The organism is Pseudomonas sp. LBUM1679 (genome assembly GCF_059695565.1).
On record NZ_CP166774.1, the window covers coordinates 4,000,362 to 4,015,623 of the forward strand.

16 protein-coding genes, 1 tRNA gene and 2 pseudogenes are annotated in these 15,262 nt (G+C 59.2%); 9 read left to right on the forward strand and 10 right to left on the reverse strand.

Going from position 1 to position 15,262, the window contains the following annotated elements:
* Nucleotides 1-4: 4 nt before the first annotated feature.
* The 4 genes from ACA062_RS18135 to ACA062_RS18150 all read right to left on the reverse strand — a co-directional run bounded on the left by ACA062_RS18135 (nucleotide 5) and on the right by ACA062_RS18150 (nucleotide 2,472).
* On the reverse strand, nucleotides 5-1,009 hold the full coding sequence (locus ACA062_RS18135) for an ArsJ-associated glyceraldehyde-3-phosphate dehydrogenase (protein WP_497452333.1): 1,005 nt from the start codon (nucleotides 1,007-1,009) through the stop codon (nucleotides 5-7).
* Between the two features lie 184 nt (nucleotides 1,010-1,193).
* The gene (gene arsH / locus ACA062_RS18140) at nucleotides 1,194-1,910 is read right to left on the reverse strand and encodes an arsenical resistance protein ArsH (protein WP_497452334.1); all 717 of its coding nucleotides are present in this window, start codon (nucleotides 1,908-1,910) and stop codon (nucleotides 1,194-1,196) included.
* On the reverse strand, nucleotides 1,903-2,073 hold the full coding sequence (locus ACA062_RS18145) for a hypothetical protein (protein ID WP_497452335.1): 171 nt from the start codon (nucleotides 2,071-2,073) through the stop codon (nucleotides 1,903-1,905). The genes arsH and ACA062_RS18145 overlap by 8 nt, the downstream gene beginning before the upstream one ends.
* 27 nt (nucleotides 2,074-2,100) lie before the next feature.
* Nucleotides 2,101-2,472: a metalloregulator ArsR/SmtB family transcription factor gene (locus ACA062_RS18150; protein WP_497452336.1), complete on the reverse strand. Its 372-nt coding sequence runs from the start codon at nucleotides 2,470-2,472 to the stop codon at nucleotides 2,101-2,103.
* Nucleotides 2,473-3,179: 707 nt separating this feature from the next.
* On the opposite strand from ACA062_RS18150, the pseudogene ACA062_RS18155 reads away from it, so the two are divergent.
* Nucleotides 3,180-3,278 (forward strand): annotated as a pseudogene (locus tag ACA062_RS18155) (ribbon-helix-helix domain-containing protein); the annotation flags it as partial.
* Nucleotides 3,263-3,528 (forward strand): annotated as a pseudogene (locus ACA062_RS18160) (type II toxin-antitoxin system RelE/ParE family toxin); the annotation flags it as partial. The pseudogenes ACA062_RS18155 and ACA062_RS18160, both read left to right, overlap by 16 nt.
* A 167-nt stretch (nucleotides 3,529-3,695) precedes the next feature.
* Here ACA062_RS18160 and ACA062_RS18165 read toward each other — a convergent pair.
* From ACA062_RS18165 to ACA062_RS18190, 6 genes are all read right to left on the reverse strand, one after another.
* Nucleotides 3,696-3,890 carry a hypothetical protein gene (locus ACA062_RS18165; protein ID WP_497452337.1) on the reverse strand — a complete coding sequence of 65 codons (195 nt, stop codon included), beginning with the start codon at nucleotides 3,888-3,890 and terminating at the stop codon, nucleotides 3,696-3,698.
* Between the two features lie 224 nt (nucleotides 3,891-4,114).
* Nucleotides 4,115-4,190, reverse strand: a tRNA-Gly gene (locus tag ACA062_RS18170).
* 63 nt (nucleotides 4,191-4,253) lie between these two features.
* The gene (gene pgsA / locus ACA062_RS18175) at nucleotides 4,254-4,814 is read right to left on the reverse strand and encodes a CDP-diacylglycerol--glycerol-3-phosphate 3-phosphatidyltransferase (protein WP_128872701.1); all 561 of its coding nucleotides are present in this window, start codon (nucleotides 4,812-4,814) and stop codon (nucleotides 4,254-4,256) included.
* Between the two features lie 32 nt (nucleotides 4,815-4,846).
* Entirely contained in the window at nucleotides 4,847-6,670 is a 1,824-nt protein-coding gene (gene uvrC / locus ACA062_RS18180; protein WP_497452338.1) for an excinuclease ABC subunit UvrC, read from the reverse strand.
* Nucleotides 6,671-6,672: 2 nt separating this feature from the next.
* Entirely contained in the window at nucleotides 6,673-7,314 is a 642-nt protein-coding gene (gene gacA / locus ACA062_RS18185; protein ID WP_008015884.1) for a response regulator transcription factor GacA, read from the reverse strand.
* Nucleotides 7,315-7,441: 127 nt separating this feature from the next.
* Nucleotides 7,442-7,885 (reverse strand): GNAT family N-acetyltransferase, encoded by a 444-nt coding sequence (locus tag ACA062_RS18190; protein ID WP_497452339.1) that lies wholly within the window; start codon nucleotides 7,883-7,885, stop codon nucleotides 7,442-7,444.
* Between the two features lie 252 nt (nucleotides 7,886-8,137).
* Between ACA062_RS18190 and ACA062_RS18195 the strand changes: the two genes are divergently transcribed.
* The 7 genes from ACA062_RS18195 to ACA062_RS18225 all read left to right on the forward strand — a co-directional run bounded on the left by ACA062_RS18195 (nucleotide 8,138) and on the right by ACA062_RS18225 (nucleotide 15,261).
* Nucleotides 8,138-8,266, forward strand: coding sequence for a hypothetical protein (locus ACA062_RS18195; protein WP_497452340.1), 129 nt, complete (start codon nucleotides 8,138-8,140; stop codon nucleotides 8,264-8,266).
* Nucleotides 8,267-8,603: 337 nt separating this feature from the next.
* On the forward strand, nucleotides 8,604-9,677 hold the full coding sequence (locus ACA062_RS18200) for a 3-deoxy-7-phosphoheptulonate synthase (RefSeq protein WP_497452341.1): 1,074 nt from the start codon (nucleotides 8,604-8,606) through the stop codon (nucleotides 9,675-9,677).
* Nucleotides 9,678-9,904: 227 nt separating this feature from the next.
* Nucleotides 9,905-10,786 (forward strand): lipase family alpha/beta hydrolase, encoded by an 882-nt coding sequence (locus ACA062_RS18205; RefSeq protein ID WP_497452342.1) that lies wholly within the window; start codon nucleotides 9,905-9,907, stop codon nucleotides 10,784-10,786.
* Nucleotides 10,787-10,890: 104 nt separating this feature from the next.
* Entirely contained in the window at nucleotides 10,891-11,172 is a 282-nt protein-coding gene (locus tag ACA062_RS18210; protein ID WP_008150918.1) for a peptidylprolyl isomerase, read from the forward strand.
* Between the two features lie 134 nt (nucleotides 11,173-11,306).
* The gene (locus tag ACA062_RS18215) at nucleotides 11,307-13,175 is read left to right on the forward strand and encodes an extracellular solute-binding protein (RefSeq protein WP_497452343.1); all 1,869 of its coding nucleotides are present in this window, start codon (nucleotides 11,307-11,309) and stop codon (nucleotides 13,173-13,175) included.
* Nucleotides 13,175-14,239 (forward strand): microcin C ABC transporter permease YejB, encoded by a 1,065-nt coding sequence (locus ACA062_RS18220; RefSeq protein ID WP_497452344.1) that lies wholly within the window; start codon nucleotides 13,175-13,177, stop codon nucleotides 14,237-14,239. The genes ACA062_RS18215 and ACA062_RS18220 overlap by 1 nt, the downstream gene beginning before the upstream one ends.
* On the forward strand, nucleotides 14,239-15,261 hold the full coding sequence (locus ACA062_RS18225) for an ABC transporter permease (RefSeq protein WP_497452345.1): 1,023 nt from the start codon (nucleotides 14,239-14,241) through the stop codon (nucleotides 15,259-15,261). Before ACA062_RS18220 ends, ACA062_RS18225 begins: the two co-directional genes overlap by 1 nt.
* Nucleotide 15,262 lies beyond the last annotated feature (1 nt).

Below are 15,262 nucleotides of genomic sequence, written 5' to 3' on the forward strand. Positions count from 1 at the left end.
CTCCTTAGACTGCCAGACCGACCATTCTGGCCAGTTCGACGGTGCGGTTGGCATAACCCCACTCGTTGTCGTACCACGCATAGAGTTTGACCTGGGTGCCGTTGATGACCATGGTCGACAGCGCATCGATAATCGATGAGCGAGGGTCGGTACGGTAGTCGATGGACACCAGTGGACGCTCCTCGAAACCGAGTATGTCTTTCAGCTCGTTCTCGGAGGCGTCCTTGAGGAACTGATTCACCTCTTCAACAGTGGTGGCACGCTCGACTTCAAAGACACAGTCAGTTAGCGAAGCGTTGGCCAGCGGCACGCGTACCGCATGACCATTCAGGCGTCCACGCAACTCCGGGAAGATTTCGGCAATCGCGGTGGCCGAGCCGGTGCTGGTCGGAATCAAACTCATCCCGGAAGCACGCGCCCGCCGCAGATCCCTGTGCGGCTGATCGAGAATGCTTTGGGTGTTGGTCAGGTCGTGGATAGTGGTGATCGAACCGTGGCGAATACCCAGCTTTTCGTGGATGACTTTCACCACGGGCGCCAGACAGTTGGTGGTGCACGAGGCCGCCGTGACGATGCGATGTTCCGCCGCCTTGAACAGCTGATGATTGACGCCCATGACGATGTTCAACGCGCCTTTTTCCTTAACCGGGGCGCTGACCACTACGCGCTTCACGCCTTGGTCGAGGTAAGCCTGAAGCACAGCGACGGTCTTCATCTTGCCGCTGGCTTCAATCACCAGATCGCAGCCCGACCAGTCGGTGTCGGCAATCGCCTTGTTGGCCGTTACCTTGATTCGTTTGCTGTCGATGAGGATGCTGTCGCCCTCAGAGTCGGCCTGGTAATTCCAACGGCCATGCACCGAGTCGAAGTTCAGCAGGTGCGCATGAGTCGCCGCGTCACCTGCCGGATCGTTGATCTGCACGAATTCAAACTCTGGCCAACTCCAGGCTGCTCGCAGAGCGAGGCGACCGATCCGACCAAAACCATTGATGCCAACTTTGATAGTCATGTTGTTGTGCTCTGTATCTGTAGTCAGTGGGTGTTTGACTGGGTGTCGAACTGGCCGATGTACTCAATGTGGGCAAGATGCTGAATGGCGCGTGGACGCAATGGGCACTGGGTGAGATCAATTGGCCACGGAACTGCACCAGGGGCAGTACGGAACAGGAGTGTTGTGGCACGGTGAAATATCCTCAGATAGAGCGCTGATTGACACGTTTCATGAGCTCTTCCGCCGACTCCTTGCGCTCGGAATAACGATCGACCAGATAGTCCTGACGGTCGCGAAGCAGCAGCGTGAATTTCACCAACTCTTCCATCACATCAACGACGCGGTCATAGAACGCAGAAGGTTTCATCCGGCCGTTATCGTCGAATTCCATATAGGCCTTCGGCACGGAGGATTGGTTGGGGATGGTGAACATGCGCATCCAACGTCCCAGCACTCGCAGCTGATTGACCACGTTGAACGACTGCGAGCCACCGCACACCTGCATGACCGCAAGGGTTTTGCCCTGGGTCGGACGTACCGCGCCCATCGCCAGTGGCACCCAATCAATCTGAGCCTTGAAGACCGCGCTCATCGAACCGTGACGTTCTGGAGAACACCAGACCTGCCCCTCGGACCACAACATCAGCTCGCGCAGTTCCTTCACCCGCGGGTGATCATCGGGAGCGTCATCTGGCAGCGGCAAGCCTGACGGATTGAAAATCCGCGCCTCGGCGCCGAAGTGCTCCAGCAGTCGAGCGGCCTCCTCTACCATCAGGCGACTGAAAGAGCGCTCACGGGTCGATCCATACAGCAGCAAAATGCGTGGCTTATGGATAGAGGTCTTCTCGATGCCCAGCTTGTCAGTCGATGGGAGATCAACCAGTTCGGTATCGAGTTGGGGGATGTGGTCATCAAACATAGTCTTTGTCCTGCGCCACGAAAAGGCGGCTTTTACTCATGATCATTGCTCCTGTTGGTGACAGCGTGCCAATCAGGGCCAGCTGTGTCTTGAGCTGTTCGGCACTCAGTTGGGCAAGCGGTAAAGCCAGGCTATTGGCAGTGCAGAGCAACAGGATTTTCATCGAGCGGTCTCGTAGTCGAAGGCGGAATCAGGCGATTTTGCTTTCACAGCACACCGCTGCACGTTGAGGACGGTCACCCATTTCATCAAGGCGTTTGGCGTCAGGGCTCAACCAGTGCTTGTTACTTTCCAGCACGGTGGTCAGCACTTGATGAACCCAATCAGGGAGATTCGGGTGCAGTCGGTAATACACCCATTGGCCTTGCCGACGGTCCGACAACAGGCCGCAAGTACGCAGTTGCGCCAGGTGCCTGGAGATTTTTGGCTGACTCTCGTTCAACGCGCAGGTCAGCTCGCAAACACAAAGCTCCCCTTCACGAGTGATGAGCAGCATTGTGCGAACACGGGTGTCGTCCGCCAGGCATTTGAAAACAGTGGTCGGTGTCAGATGGTCAGCCATATCGATTCTCAGCGTTTGGTTTTCACCAGGACGAACATCTTGATGCGCTCATGAATTTCGTGCTTGGGCCAACTGGGAGCGTGCTGCGTTGGCGGTACAGACGCACAGGACACGGGCTTTGCTGGTCATTGTGAAGCCTCAGCTCATATGCGGTTTAACGAATATATGATTTTCCGCATGCAAGGTAAAGAGCCAACGACACATTAATCCATCAAAACGATTGGACTCCGCCGTCCACCGTCAATGAAAGCCCTGTATTACAGCGTTAGCCAGGTAAATCGCTTTCCGGTTCTCTTCAAATATCTGTGGCGGTACATATATGGCTTCTGTAATGAATCTGTCACTCACCCAGCAATAGTCGGCCTCATCGAAATCCGAGTTGCAAATGCCAGTTTCCGGAAGGACGAGCTCAACCCTTTTGGCCGCATCCAAATCACCCGCCAGCGCCGCGACGACAGAGCGAACTTGCTCATAACCAGTCATCAACCCCAAATCGGCAACCCACCGCCCGCGGGCTTTTGTTGTCTACCCTCCCCCGCTGCTACGCTTTCGATTCCTCGATACCGGTTCAGCACGCGCTGTTTGGCGCGAAGGATGACCCCGCACGACACATTCGTCAGATACAAATCCCAAACTATGTGTTCGCGGGAAAATGGCATAATAGCCAATGGTCGAAAGAACCTGTTTGCCCAGAGCTCGAGCTAATTATGGCGACGCGAAACATTGTGCTCACCCCTCACCAGGAACAGGTTATCCATGACCTGGTTCAGTCCGGCCGTTATCAAAATGCCAGCGGTATCAGGCGCTGATCCTCGCGGCGCTGCAAGCTATTGCCGGACGCCTTATCGCATTGGCAGCCACGAACGCGATGAGCTTGCACCGGGGCTTCGCAGCTATCACCCCATCTATTCACGCCAGCAGGCCAAACACCCCCATGGGCCGGTCAAAAGCCCACGCCGTATCGTGTTCTATCGTGTGGCGAACGACGACGTGATCGAGGTCGTCAGACTCCTTCATGACGCCATGGAGCTGCAGCTGCACTTGCCCAACGACTGATCACAGGCCTGGCCCAAAGGGTTAACTGGCCATGAACAGCGAAGGCAACGCGCCCCCCCCTCTACATCTCAACCTGAGCGCCCTCGCTGTCAGCCGACTCGGCGGCCAGTTGAAGCGAGAGGTTCTGGGTCCAAGACTATCGAGTCCCACGACCAGAACCACGATGTTCAACTTTGCACACCACTTTCAATGCTGAACATCCATTTCTTAGGCGCTTTCCGTGGCCAGGCGCCTAGCATTACGCTCCAGCTGCCGATGGACACGCGGATCGATGCCCCTAGCGACCAGTGCCCTCGCACCATCACGCAGTAGTCCTTGGCACGGGGTTTGGCGTGTCGGACCGCGGTCTTGGTGAGAGCCATCGCACAATCTCCGTCTCGTATGAATGGAGGAGATTTGTAGGGTTTGCGGTTAGACTGGCGCCACGAGAAAACCGATCTGCCGAGCACCGGATTGATGTACTGGAAAATGTGCCCATTGGGGCTGGATCTGAGTGTTTTCAGGGGCGGCGCGGCAAAAGCCAAAGAAAGACTTTTCTTTGGCCGAAAAAAATGGACCTCTTTTCAGAGATCCATTTTTTAATGCTTGGAGCGGGAAACGAGACTCGAACTCGCGACCCCGACCTTGGCAAGGTCGTGCTCTACCAACTGAGCTATTCCCGCGTCTTGGTGTGGCGCATTCTATAGAATTCAGAAGCGCCGTCAAGCCTTTGATTCAAAAAAGTTTTATTTCTTTTCTGCATCGGTCTTCAGATGCGGCCAGGCAGCCCGCAAGTACTGGATCATGGACCACAACGTCAGGCCGGCGGAGACCAGCAACAAGGCGTAACCGAACAGGACCCAGAACGTGAAGTCCGACGGGTTGGCCAGCAGGATCACCAACGCCAGCATCTGCGCGGCGGTTTTCCATTTGCCCAGGTTCGATACTGCGACGTGGGCACGGGCGCCAAGTTCGGCCATCCACTCGCGCAGCGCCGAGACCACGATCTCGCGACCGATGATGACGGCGGCCGGCAGCGTGAGCCACAGGTTGCCGTGTTCCTGCACCAGCAACACCAGCGCCACGGCGACCATCAGCTTGTCGGCCACCGGATCGAGGAAGGCCCCGAATGGCGTGCTTTGCTCCAGACGGCGGGCCAGGTACCCGTCCAGCCAGTCTGTGGCGGCAGCAAAGGCGAAGACCGAGGCGGATGCCAGGTAGCTCCAGTGGTAAGGCAGGTAAAACAGCAGAATAAAGATCGGAATGAGCAGGACGCGTAGAACGGTAATCAGATTAGGGATATTCATCGGCACAACTGGCTACGAGGTGAGGTGGCATTCTACTCGCTGTGCAGATTTGCATAAATCAACTCTGCGAGCTTTTTACTGATCCCGGGTGCTTTGGCGATCTCTTCGATGCTGGCACGAGACAGCTCCTGCAATCCACCAAAATGTTTCAACAAATCGCGCCGACGTGTCGGACCGACGCCCGCGACGCCCTCAAGTGTAGACGTACGGCGGGTTTTGCCGCGACGGGCACGGTGCCCGGTGATTGCGAAACGGTGGGCTTCGTCGCGTATCTGCTGGATCAAATGCAGCGCGGGGGAATCGCCGCGCAAGGTGAATTCGTGGGCGGCATCATTCAGGTACAAAATTTCGAATCCGGCTTTACGTGTTGCGCCCTTGGCCACGCCCAGCAGGATCAGGTCGGGCACCGCCAGTTCATTGAGCACGTCCCGGGCCATGGACAGCTGGCCCTTGCCGCCGTCCACCAACAGAATGTCCGGCAGCTTGCCCTCCCCGTCCTTCAGCTTGCTGAAGCGTCGGGTCAGGGCCTGGTGCATCGCGGCATAGTCATCGCCGGGGGTGACGCCTTCGATGTTGTAGCGTCGGTAGTCGGACTTGATCGGGCCTTCCGGGCCGAACACCACGCAGGAGGCCACCGTCGCTTCGCCGCTGGAGTGACTGATGTCGTAACACTCCAGACGCTGCGGTGGCTCGTCCAGGTTCAGCACTTCGGCCAAGGCATCGAAACGTGCTGCAACATGTTGCCGGTTGGCCAGTCGTGCGCCCAGGGCCTGGTCGGCATTGGTGACCGCCAATTGCTGCCAGCGTGCCCGGGTACCACGGACCCTGTGACTGATGGTCAGTTCGCGACCGCGCAGCTTGTCGATGGCCGCGATCAGGGTCGGGAAGTCTTCGTGAACCACATTGACGATCAGCTCGCTCGGCAAGTCGCGTTCGGGGCTGCTGACGTAGTACTGGCCGAGAAACGCCGCCATGACTTCAGCTACGTCTTCTTCAATACCCACCTGCGGGAAGAAGTTCTTGCTCCCCAGCACTCGCCCGCCGCGTACGCTGATCAAGTGCACGCAGGCACCGCCCGGATTGACGAACGCCGCGATCACGTCGACATCGCCCGTACCGCCTTCCATGCTCTGCTGATCCTGGACCCGGCGCAGCAACGAGATCTGGTCGCGCAACTCGGCGGCACGCTCGAATTCGAGGTTGATCGCCGCCTCCTCCATGGCGACGGACAATTCGTCCGCCAACGCATTGCTGCGCCCCTCGAGGAACATCACCGAGTGCCGTACGTCTTCGGCGTATACCTCGGGCTCCACCAGGCCGACGCAGGGTGCCTTGCAGCGTTTGATCTGGTATTGCAGGCACGGTCGCGTGCGGTTCTTGTAATAGCTGTCTTCGCACTGGCGTACGAAAAAGGTCTTCTGCAGCAGGCTCAGGCTTTCGCGAATCGCCCCGGCGCTGGGATAAGGACCAAAGTACTTACCCTTGGCCTTCTTCGCCCCGCGATGGATGCTCAGGCGCGGGAACGCGCCATCCGAGAGAAAGACGTAGGGGTAGGATTTGTCGTCGCGCAGCAGAATGTTGTAGGGCGGCCGCCACTCCTTGATCAGCGTCTGCTCAAGCAACAGGGCTTCGGTTTCATTGGCCGTGATCGTCGTTTCGACCTGGGCGATACGCGCCACCAGGGCCGCGGTCTTGGGGGCGAGCCCGGACTTGCGAAAGTAGCTCGACAGACGACTCTTGAGGTTCTTGGCCTTGCCGACGTAGAGCAGGCGCGCATCGCTGTCGAACATGCGATACACACCGGGGCGCCCACTGACTGTCGACAGAAAGGCACCTGGATCAAAGGCTTCAGTCATTTTCAGAGGCTGGCATCGACCATGCCGTGACGAACCGCCAACAGCGTCAACTCGACATCACTGCTGATCGAAAGCTTTTCGAAAATGCGGTAACGGTAGGTATTCACGGTTTTTGGCGACAGGCACAGCTTGTCGGAAATGATCTGGACTTTCTGACAGCCGACAATCATCAGCGCGATCTGGATTTCCCGTTCCGACAGCGCATCGAAGGGTGAATCGTTGGTCGGCTGGAACGACTTGATCGCCAGTTGCTGGGCAATCTGCGGGCTGATGTAGCGTTGCCCGGCAAACACCAGGCGAATCGCCTGGACCATTTCCGGCAACCCGGCACCCTTGGTCAGGTAACCCGCGGCACCGGCCTGCAACAACCTTGTAGGAAACGGATCTTCTTCGCACACGGTGACCGCGACGACCTTGATGTCCGGATGACTGCGCAATAATTTGCGCGTGGCTTCAAGACCGCCGATTCCCGGCATCTTGACGTCCATCAGTACCACATCGGGTTTCAACTCACGCGCCTTGAGCAGGGATTCTTCACCTGATTCAGCCTGGCCGACCACTTGCAGGCCATCGATGTCAGCCAGCATTCGTGTAATGCCTGTACGAACGAGATCATGGTCATCGACTACTAGCACCCTAATCAAGCAGACACCTCGCGATATGGTCTTATTGGGTTGCTCGACACCTTAGCAAAAAGCGACTGGCAGACCTAGCGGCACGCGCTATATAAAAAGTATCAATAGTTCTTGAAAGGCTTGTCGTATACGTGTCTTAGCCATGCACCCCATCGATCTCGCGCTGCATTCTCAGGAAACACCCGTCCGTGCCGACGACTGCCAGTCCCTTTCTCTCATATAAAGCTCGCGCGGGATTGTTTTGAAAAACCGTCAAACGCAACGCCCGGCGTCGCTCCCGGCACGCCATGGCCAGCACCCGATCGATCACCCAGGCGCCGGCGCCCTGCCCTTGGAACGCTTCGAGGACGTGCAATTCACGGATGTACAGGTCCCTGGCGTCCCGACTCAGGCTGACATAACCGAGCAAGGTCTCGCCCTCCACGATCAACCAGTTCTCGCGCCCGGCCCAGCCGATATCGAAACCTTCGTCCAGCCACAACAGATGATGCTGAATGTAATAGCGCAGCATGTTGTCGCAGGTCAGCTTTCGAGCGAAGTCGAGGTCCCGGAGCGTCGCCGGGCGTAATTCCAGTGCCATCAAGCCTCCGCGACCGCTACTGTTTTCTTCTGTCGGCCATTGCATTGCACGGGGCAATGACCACGCGGTCCGACGCCAGGATTGCACGGCATCCTGCCGACTCGATGACGTGGGGTTTGTCCAGGCCTCAAGTGTGTCACAACCTTCAACGCACTCAAGCGATAGAACACGCCATCGGCAACCGATAGCATTTTTTGATTGAATCTGCCTGCCGGCCTCTAGTAAGCTCGGTGCATTCATCGGAGACAGACCATGTTCAACACCCTCTCACCGCTTCAGACCACCAGCGCCCTGCGCTCGGTCGCGGCTGCACGGGTGAATGACGTCTGTGCTTCGGTCAGCTTTTATTTTGGGTATTGGTTTAGCCACTGGCGCGCCTGATACCCACACGGCGCCCACTTTGAACGGGTCGCCACCAGAGAATTCTCAACCCCCGGTCGGCCTCCCGACCGGGGGTTTTGTTTTTTTCAACCCTGCACATTTTTAGCGACACACCGACAACTCGAGGATTTCAACCATGAACTACGCCACTTATTACCGTTACGACAGTTTTACCGCCTGGCGATTTAGCAGCCTCCGCTCGGGACAGCCTGCCGCCTCCGATCGGTCACCCACAGGTGGCAAGCACACACACGCAGCCAATCCGGCCAATTGTCGAACACCCCAGTAGGGCCGAGTGCGCGGGACCGAACCCGCCACCTGCCCAGGAAGCCTGAACATGAACTCGTCCGTCTCCGCTCTGCCGCTGTCCACCCTGAGCCCTGCCAATGAAGCGCTGACCCTGCGTCTGCCCAGCTCATTGCAACTCAAGCAGCAACTGCCGCTCACCAACGCCCTGACCCAACAAGTCGCTGCCCACCGCCAGGCGGTTCGCGCGATCCTCGATGGCGAAGACTCCCGCCTGCTGGTCATCGTCGGCCCTTGTTCGATTCACGATCCCCGGTCTGCCCTCGAATACGCCACTAACCTTGCTCGCCTGGCCACTGAAGTCAGCGATGAGATGCTCCTGGTGATGCGCGCCTATGTCGAAAAACCGCGCACCACAGTCGGCTGGAAAGGCCTGGCCTACGATCCGCACCTGGATGGCAGCGACGACATGGCGGGTGGCCTGACCCTGTCTCGCGAGTTGATGCGCGACATGCTCCAGCTGGGCTTGCCGATTGCCACCGAACTGCTGCAACCGATGGCCGCCGGCTATTTTGACGACCTGCTCAGCTGGGTGGCGATCGGCGCCCGCACCACCGAGTCGCAGATTCACCGGGAAATGGCCAGCGGCCTGGGCGTGCCGGTCGGTTTCAAGAACGGCACCGATGGTGGCGTGACCGTTGCCAGCGACGCCATGCGCTCGGCCGCCCATCCCCATCGTCATTTCGGTGTCGACAGCCAGGGGCATCCTGCAATCATCCAGACCCCTGGCAACCAGGACACCCACCTGGTGCTGCGCGGCGGACATCGCGGTCCTAACTACGACCGTGAGAGCGTCGCCCGGGTGCACAGCGATTTGACCAGGCTGAAAATTCCGGCGCGGATCATGGTCGACTGCAGCCATGCCAACAGTGGCAAAGACCCGTTACGGCAGCCGGCGGTGTTCAACGACGTGCTTGAGCAACACCTGCAAGGGGATCGATCGCTGATCGGGATGATGCTCGAGAGCCATTTGTTCGAAGGCTGCCAAGCGTTGAGCCCGTCACTGCGGTACGGGGTGTCGGTCACCGACGGCTGCCTCGGCTGGACCGCGACCGAAGACGTGTTGCGCCAGGCGGCGATCCGGTTGCGGGCCCAGCGCGACTGACAGACACATGACACTCCGGAGGCAGGTCATTGCACACCTGTGCACTGCCTCCGGCGAAAGGCTGTCCGGACCTTCCGACCAAGACCTCATATCCCTTCGAGATTTCGTACTGTTTCTATTCCGTTTTCATCAGGCTAGCGCGGCTTTTTCATACATCGCACCCGCGCTGGAGTGTTTTAGAGTGAGGCGCAAGCATCCCACAACCTCCTGTGAAAAAGGTATGAACAATGCAACGGAATGCAACGACTCGCTACCCGATTCTGCTGGTCCATGGGCTCTTCGGTTTCGATCGCATCGGCCGGTTCGAGCTCTTCCATGACATCAAGCAAGCCCTCAGGAACGCCGGCGTCCGAGTGTTTGTCCCACACCTGTCGGCCACCCACAGCAACGAAGTACGCGGTGACCAGCTTCTGGCGCAGATCGAGCGGGTGCTGGAAGGTACCGGCGCGAACAAGGTCAACCTCATCGGTCACAGCCAGGGTGCGCTGGCCGCACGTTATGCGGCGGCGATTGCCCCCGGGGCCGTCGCGTCGGTGACCTCCGTCAGCGGGCCGAATCACGGTTCGGAACTGGCCGACGTCCTGCGCAAGGCCCTGACACCCGGGCGCCTGTCAGAGCAGGTCGCCGAGGCAGTTGCCACCTTGTTCGCCGACTTTCTATCGTTACTCAGTGGCAACCGCCAGCTGCCGAAAAACGCCATTGCCGCGCTGAATGCGCTGACCACCGAGGGCGTGGGCCTATTCAATAAAAAATACCCCCAAGGGCTGCCGCACACCTGGGGTGGCAAGGGCCATGAGCTGGTCAACGGTGTTCGCTACTACTCCTGGAGCGGCACGCTGCAAGGGCGCCTCCTCGATCAGGGGCGCAATGCATTCGACCCGTTGCACGGGTGTTGTCGGGCCTTCTCCCGTTATTTCACTACTGAAGCCAGGCAGAACGACGGGCTGGTCGGGCGCTACAGTTCTCATCTGGGCACCGTGATCCGCTCCGACTATCCGCTGGATCACTTTGACAGCATCAGTCAGATGGCCGGTCAGATCCGTAGAGGCATCGACCCGGTCGAGCTCTATGTAGAGCATGCCGAACGCTTGAAAAAGGCCGGACTGTGACGAATGCCCCACTGCCGACAGCCACGGAGGGAACTTTGGGAAGAAATAGGCCACTGAATCCGGTAGGCTCTCCACTTTACTGAACATTGAAAGGAGTATTTCCCATGGCTAAAGCCACTGCCCGCCACATCCTGGTTGCCAGCGAAGCCAAGTGCAACGAACTCAAGGCCCAAATCGAGGGTGGCGCCGATTTCGCCGAAGTCGCCAAAGCCAACTCCACTTGCCCGTCCAGCCGTCAAGGCGGTGATCTGGGCTCGTTCGGTCCGGGCCAGATGGTCAAGGAATTCGACACCGTGGTCTTCAGCGCACCGATCAACGTGGTGCAAGGCCCGGTAAAGACCCAGTTCGGTTACCACTTGCTGGAAGTGACCAGTCGTCAGGACTGATCGATCCGCAGTTTGCTACATAACGGCCCACCTTTTGGTGGGCCGTTGTGTTTCGGTCATGTGATACGGCTGGCGAGGGACGCGCCGCTAGCGTACAAATTGCGGTTATCGACCACCCGGCTCAAAGGCTGACAATGCGACTGGCTTTCCCAACCTTGTTGTTCACTGCCCTGGCCCTGTTATCGGGTGCTGCCGGGGTGAATGCAACACCGCAACATGCGCTGACCGTGTACGGCGAACCGGCAAAGTATCCGGCCGACTTCAGTCATTTTGCCTACACCAACCTGCAAGCACCCAAGGGCGGCACGATGCGTCGTTCGGCAATCGAAATCGGCCATTTCGACCATACCCTGCCGTACATCGACAAGGGCATCGGCGTCACTCAGATCGACGGCTTGATCTATTCGCCCCTGGCCCAGCGCTCGCTGGACGAACCCTACACCGTGTACGGCCTGGTGGCGCAGACGATGGAGCGCGCCGATGACGGCCTGTCCCTGCGTTTCAACCTCAACCCCAAGGCCCGTTTTGCCGATGGCCAGCCGATCACCGCCGAAGACGTGCGTTATACCTTCGAGCTGCTGATGACCCAGGGCAGCCTGCGTTATCGCACGCAATTCGCCGACGTCAAGGGCGTCGAAGTGGAGTCGCCACGCACCGTGCGTTTCGACTTCAAGAACAACGAAAACCGCACCCTGCCCCTGGATATCGCGACCTTGCCGGTGTTTCCCGAGCACTGGTGGAAAACCCGCGACTTCGCCGGCGGCGGCGGATACGAGCCACCGCTGGGCAGCGGTCCGTACCAGGTCACCAAGGTCGACTCCGGGCGCAGCATCACCTTCAAGCGCAACCCCGACTGGTGGGGCAAGGACCTGCCGGTCAGCCGCGGCCTGTACAATTTCGACCATTTCAGCATCGAATATTTTGGCGATACCGACGTGGCGCGCCAGGTGCTGCGTGGCGGTGCCTACGACTACAACCGTGAATTTTCCGCCACCGGTTACTCGATCGGCTACGACAGCCCGGCGCTGAGTGACGGGCGCCTGCAAAAGGCCCACCTGGCCCAAAACGCCCCGCAATCGGCGCAAGGCTTTGTGTTCAACCTGCAAAATCCGCTGTTCCAGGACCGTCGCGTTCGCCAGGCCCTGGCCATGCTCTGGGATTTCGAGTGGAGCAACCGGCAGATGATGCGCGACCTGTATATCCGTCAGCAGAGCTTCTTCTCCAACACCGACCTCGCCGCGCGCAACCTGCCCGATGCCGCCGAGCTGGCGATTCTCGAGCCCCTTCGCGGACAGATCCCGGATGAGGTGTTCACCCAGGTCTTCGAAGCACCGAAAACCGATGGCAGCGGCGTCATTCGCGACAAACAGTTGCAGGCCCTTGAGTTGCTGGAAGCAGCAGGCTGGACGCCCGATGGCGATCAACTGGTGAACGCCGAAGGCAAGCCGCTGAGCTTTACCTTCCTGGTCAGCCAGAACGGCATGGACCGCTTGCTCCTGCCGTACAAACGCACGCTGAAACAGATCGGCATCGACCTGAACATCCGCCGCATCGACTCGTCGCAGTACGTCAATCGCCTGATGTCCCGGGACTACGACATGATCGTGACCGGCTACCCGGTCACCACCTCGCCGGGCAATGAGCTGTACAACTACTTCGGCTCGGTGGCGGCCAACGATCCGGGTTCCAACAACTACATGGTGCTGAAGAACCCGGCGGTCGATACGCTGCTCAACGGCCTGGTTCGCGCCAACACCCAGGCCGACATGTTGCGCCATGCCCATGCCCTGGACCGGGTACTGCAATGGAACTACTACTGGATTCCCAACTATTACCCGCCAGGCAGTTCGACCGTATGGTGGAACCGCTTCGGCATTCCCAGCGTGCAAGCCAGCAATGACGAAGCCGTCGAGAGCTGGTGGGAAGTGAGCTCCACGCCCCTGACCAACCAGCAGATGACGGCCGAACTCATCAAGCGCGGCGCACCCGGAGGGCCGCACTGATGTGGGCTTATATCCTGCGGCGCCTGCTGCTGATCATTCCGACACTGTTGATCATTCTCCTGGTCAACTTCGTCATCGTCCAGGCCGCGCCGGGCGGCCCGGTGGAACAGGCGATCGCGCACCTGCAAGGCATCGGCGGCGCCAGTGTCGGCGGTGGTTCCAGCGACGCCATCAGCCATGGCGGTTCCCGGGCCAGCCGAGGCCTCGACCCGCAGCTGATCAAGGAGATCGAAAAACAGTACGGCTTCGACAAGCCGGCCCCGGAACGCCTGTGGCTGATGCTCAAGAGCTATGCGCAACTGGACTTCGGCAAGAGCTTCTTCCGCGGCGCCACGGTCACCGACCTGATCCTGGAAAAAATGCCGGTGACCATTTCCCTCGGGCTCTGGGCCACGCTGATCACCTACCTGGTGTCGATTCCCCTGGGCATCCGCAAGGCCGTGCATCACGGCAGCCATTTCGATATCTGGAGCAGCACCGCCATCGTCATCGGCTACGCCATGCCGGCGTTCCTGTTCGCGATGTTCCTGATCGTGGTGTTCGCCGGGGGTACTTCGTTGAACTGGTTTCCGGTGCGAGGCCTGGTCTCGGACAACTTCGAGTCGCTGTCGACTCTGGGCAAAATCGCCGACTACTTCTGGCACCTGGTGTTGCCGGTCACGTCACTGGTGATCGGCGGCTTCGCCACCCTGACCATCCTGACCAAGAACTCCTTCCTCAATGAAATCACCCGCCAATACGTGGTCACCGCCCGCGCCAAGGGCATGAGCGAGCGACGGGTGCTGTACGGCCATGTGTTTCGCAACGCCATGCTGCTGGTGGTGTCGGGGATACCCCAGGCCTTCATCAGCGTTTTTTTCGCCGGTTCCTTGCTGATCGAAGTGATCTTCTCCCTCGATGGCCTGGGCCGCATGAGTTACGAAGCCGCGGTGTCTCGGGACTATCCGGTGGTGTTCGGCTCGCTGTTCATCTTTACCCTGTTCGGCCTGCTGATAAAAATCGTCGGTGATCTGTGCTACACCCTGGTCGACCCGCGTATCGACTTCGCCGCGAGGAACGCCTGATGTTCAAGCTCTCGCCGCTGGGCCGTCGCCGCTTCGAACGGTTCAAGAAAAACCGTCGTGGCTGGTGGTCGCTGTGGCTGTTTATCGGCCTGTTCCTGCTCACCCTCGGCGGCGAACTGATCGCCAACGACAGACCGCTGGTGGTGGGTTACCAGGGTTCGCTGTACTTCCCCGCCTTCAAACGCCACACCGAGCAGGAATTCGGCGGACAACTGCCGTTCCAGGCGGATTACCGCAGCGACTATGTGCAGAACCTGATCAAGAAGGACGGAGGCTGGCTGCTGTTTCCGCCGATCCCGTTCAGTGACGATACGCCCAACTATGACCTGGACAAACCGGCACCGAGCCCGCCGTCGAAGGTCAACCGGCTGGGCACTGACGACCAGGCCCGGGACGTGATGGCCCGGGTGATTTTCGGCGCACGGGTGTCGATCCTGTTCGCCTTGATGCTGACCTTGGTCAGCGCCCTGATCGGTATCGCGGCCGGCGCACTGCAAGGCTATTACGGCGGCTGGGTCGACCTCTTGGGTCAGCGGCTGCTGGAGGTCTGGTCCGGGTTGCCAGTGCTGTATCTGCTGATCATTCTCTCCGGGTTCGTCGAGCCGAATTTCTGGTGGTTGCTGGGGATCATGGCGCTGTTTTCCTGGCTGGCCCTGGTCGACGTGGTGCGCGCCGAATTCCTGCGCGGGCGCAACCTGGAATACGTCAAGGCCGCCCGAGCCCTGGGCCTGAGCGACCGCAAGGTCATCGTGCGGCACATCCTGCCGAACGCGATGAATGCGACCCTGAGTTATCTGCCATTCATACTGACCGGGGCGATCTCGACCCTCACGGCCCTGGATTTCCTCGGTTTCGGCATGCCGGCCGGCAGTGCGTCCCTGGGCGAGTTGATCGGTCAAGGCAAGCAGAACCTGCAAGCGCCGTGGCTGGGACTGACCGCGTTTTTCACCCTGGCACTGATTCTTTCTCTACTGGTGTTTATCGGCGAGGCGTTGCGCGACGCCTTTGATCCCCGGTCATGAT

Coding starts and splice junctions, on each gene's coding strand:
- ACA062_RS18135 (WP_497452333.1), bottom strand. CDS start 1,009: ATGACTATCAAAGTTGGCATCAATGGTTTTGGTCGGATCGGTCGCCTC.
- arsH (WP_497452334.1), bottom strand. CDS start 1,910: ATGTTTGATGACCACATCCCCCAACTCGATACCGAACTGGTTGATCTC.
- ACA062_RS18145 (WP_497452335.1), bottom strand. CDS start 2,073: ATGAAAATCCTGTTGCTCTGCACTGCCAATAGCCTGGCTTTACCGCTT.
- ACA062_RS18150 (WP_497452336.1), bottom strand. CDS start 2,472: ATGGCTGACCATCTGACACCGACCACTGTTTTCAAATGCCTGGCGGAC.
- ACA062_RS18165 (WP_497452337.1), bottom strand. CDS start 3,890: ATGGCTCTCACCAAGACCGCGGTCCGACACGCCAAACCCCGTGCCAAG.
- pgsA (WP_128872701.1), bottom strand. CDS start 4,814: ATGAATATCCCTAATCTGATTACCGTTCTACGCGTCCTGCTCATTCCG.
- uvrC (WP_497452338.1), bottom strand. CDS start 6,670: ATGACTGAAGCCTTTGATCCAGGTGCCTTTCTGTCGACAGTCAGTGGG.
- ACA062_RS18190 (WP_497452339.1), bottom strand. CDS start 7,885: ATGGCACTGGAATTACGCCCGGCGACGCTCCGGGACCTCGACTTCGCT.
- ACA062_RS18195 (WP_497452340.1), top strand. CDS start 8,138: ATGTTCAACACCCTCTCACCGCTTCAGACCACCAGCGCCCTGCGCTCG.
- ACA062_RS18200 (WP_497452341.1), top strand. CDS start 8,604: ATGAACTCGTCCGTCTCCGCTCTGCCGCTGTCCACCCTGAGCCCTGCC.
- ACA062_RS18205 (WP_497452342.1), top strand. CDS start 9,905: ATGCAACGGAATGCAACGACTCGCTACCCGATTCTGCTGGTCCATGGG.
- ACA062_RS18210 (WP_008150918.1), top strand. CDS start 10,891: ATGGCTAAAGCCACTGCCCGCCACATCCTGGTTGCCAGCGAAGCCAAG.
- ACA062_RS18215 (WP_497452343.1), top strand. CDS start 11,307: ATGCGACTGGCTTTCCCAACCTTGTTGTTCACTGCCCTGGCCCTGTTA.
- ACA062_RS18220 (WP_497452344.1), top strand. CDS start 13,175: ATGTGGGCTTATATCCTGCGGCGCCTGCTGCTGATCATTCCGACACTG.
- ACA062_RS18225 (WP_497452345.1), top strand. CDS start 14,239: ATGTTCAAGCTCTCGCCGCTGGGCCGTCGCCGCTTCGAACGGTTCAAG.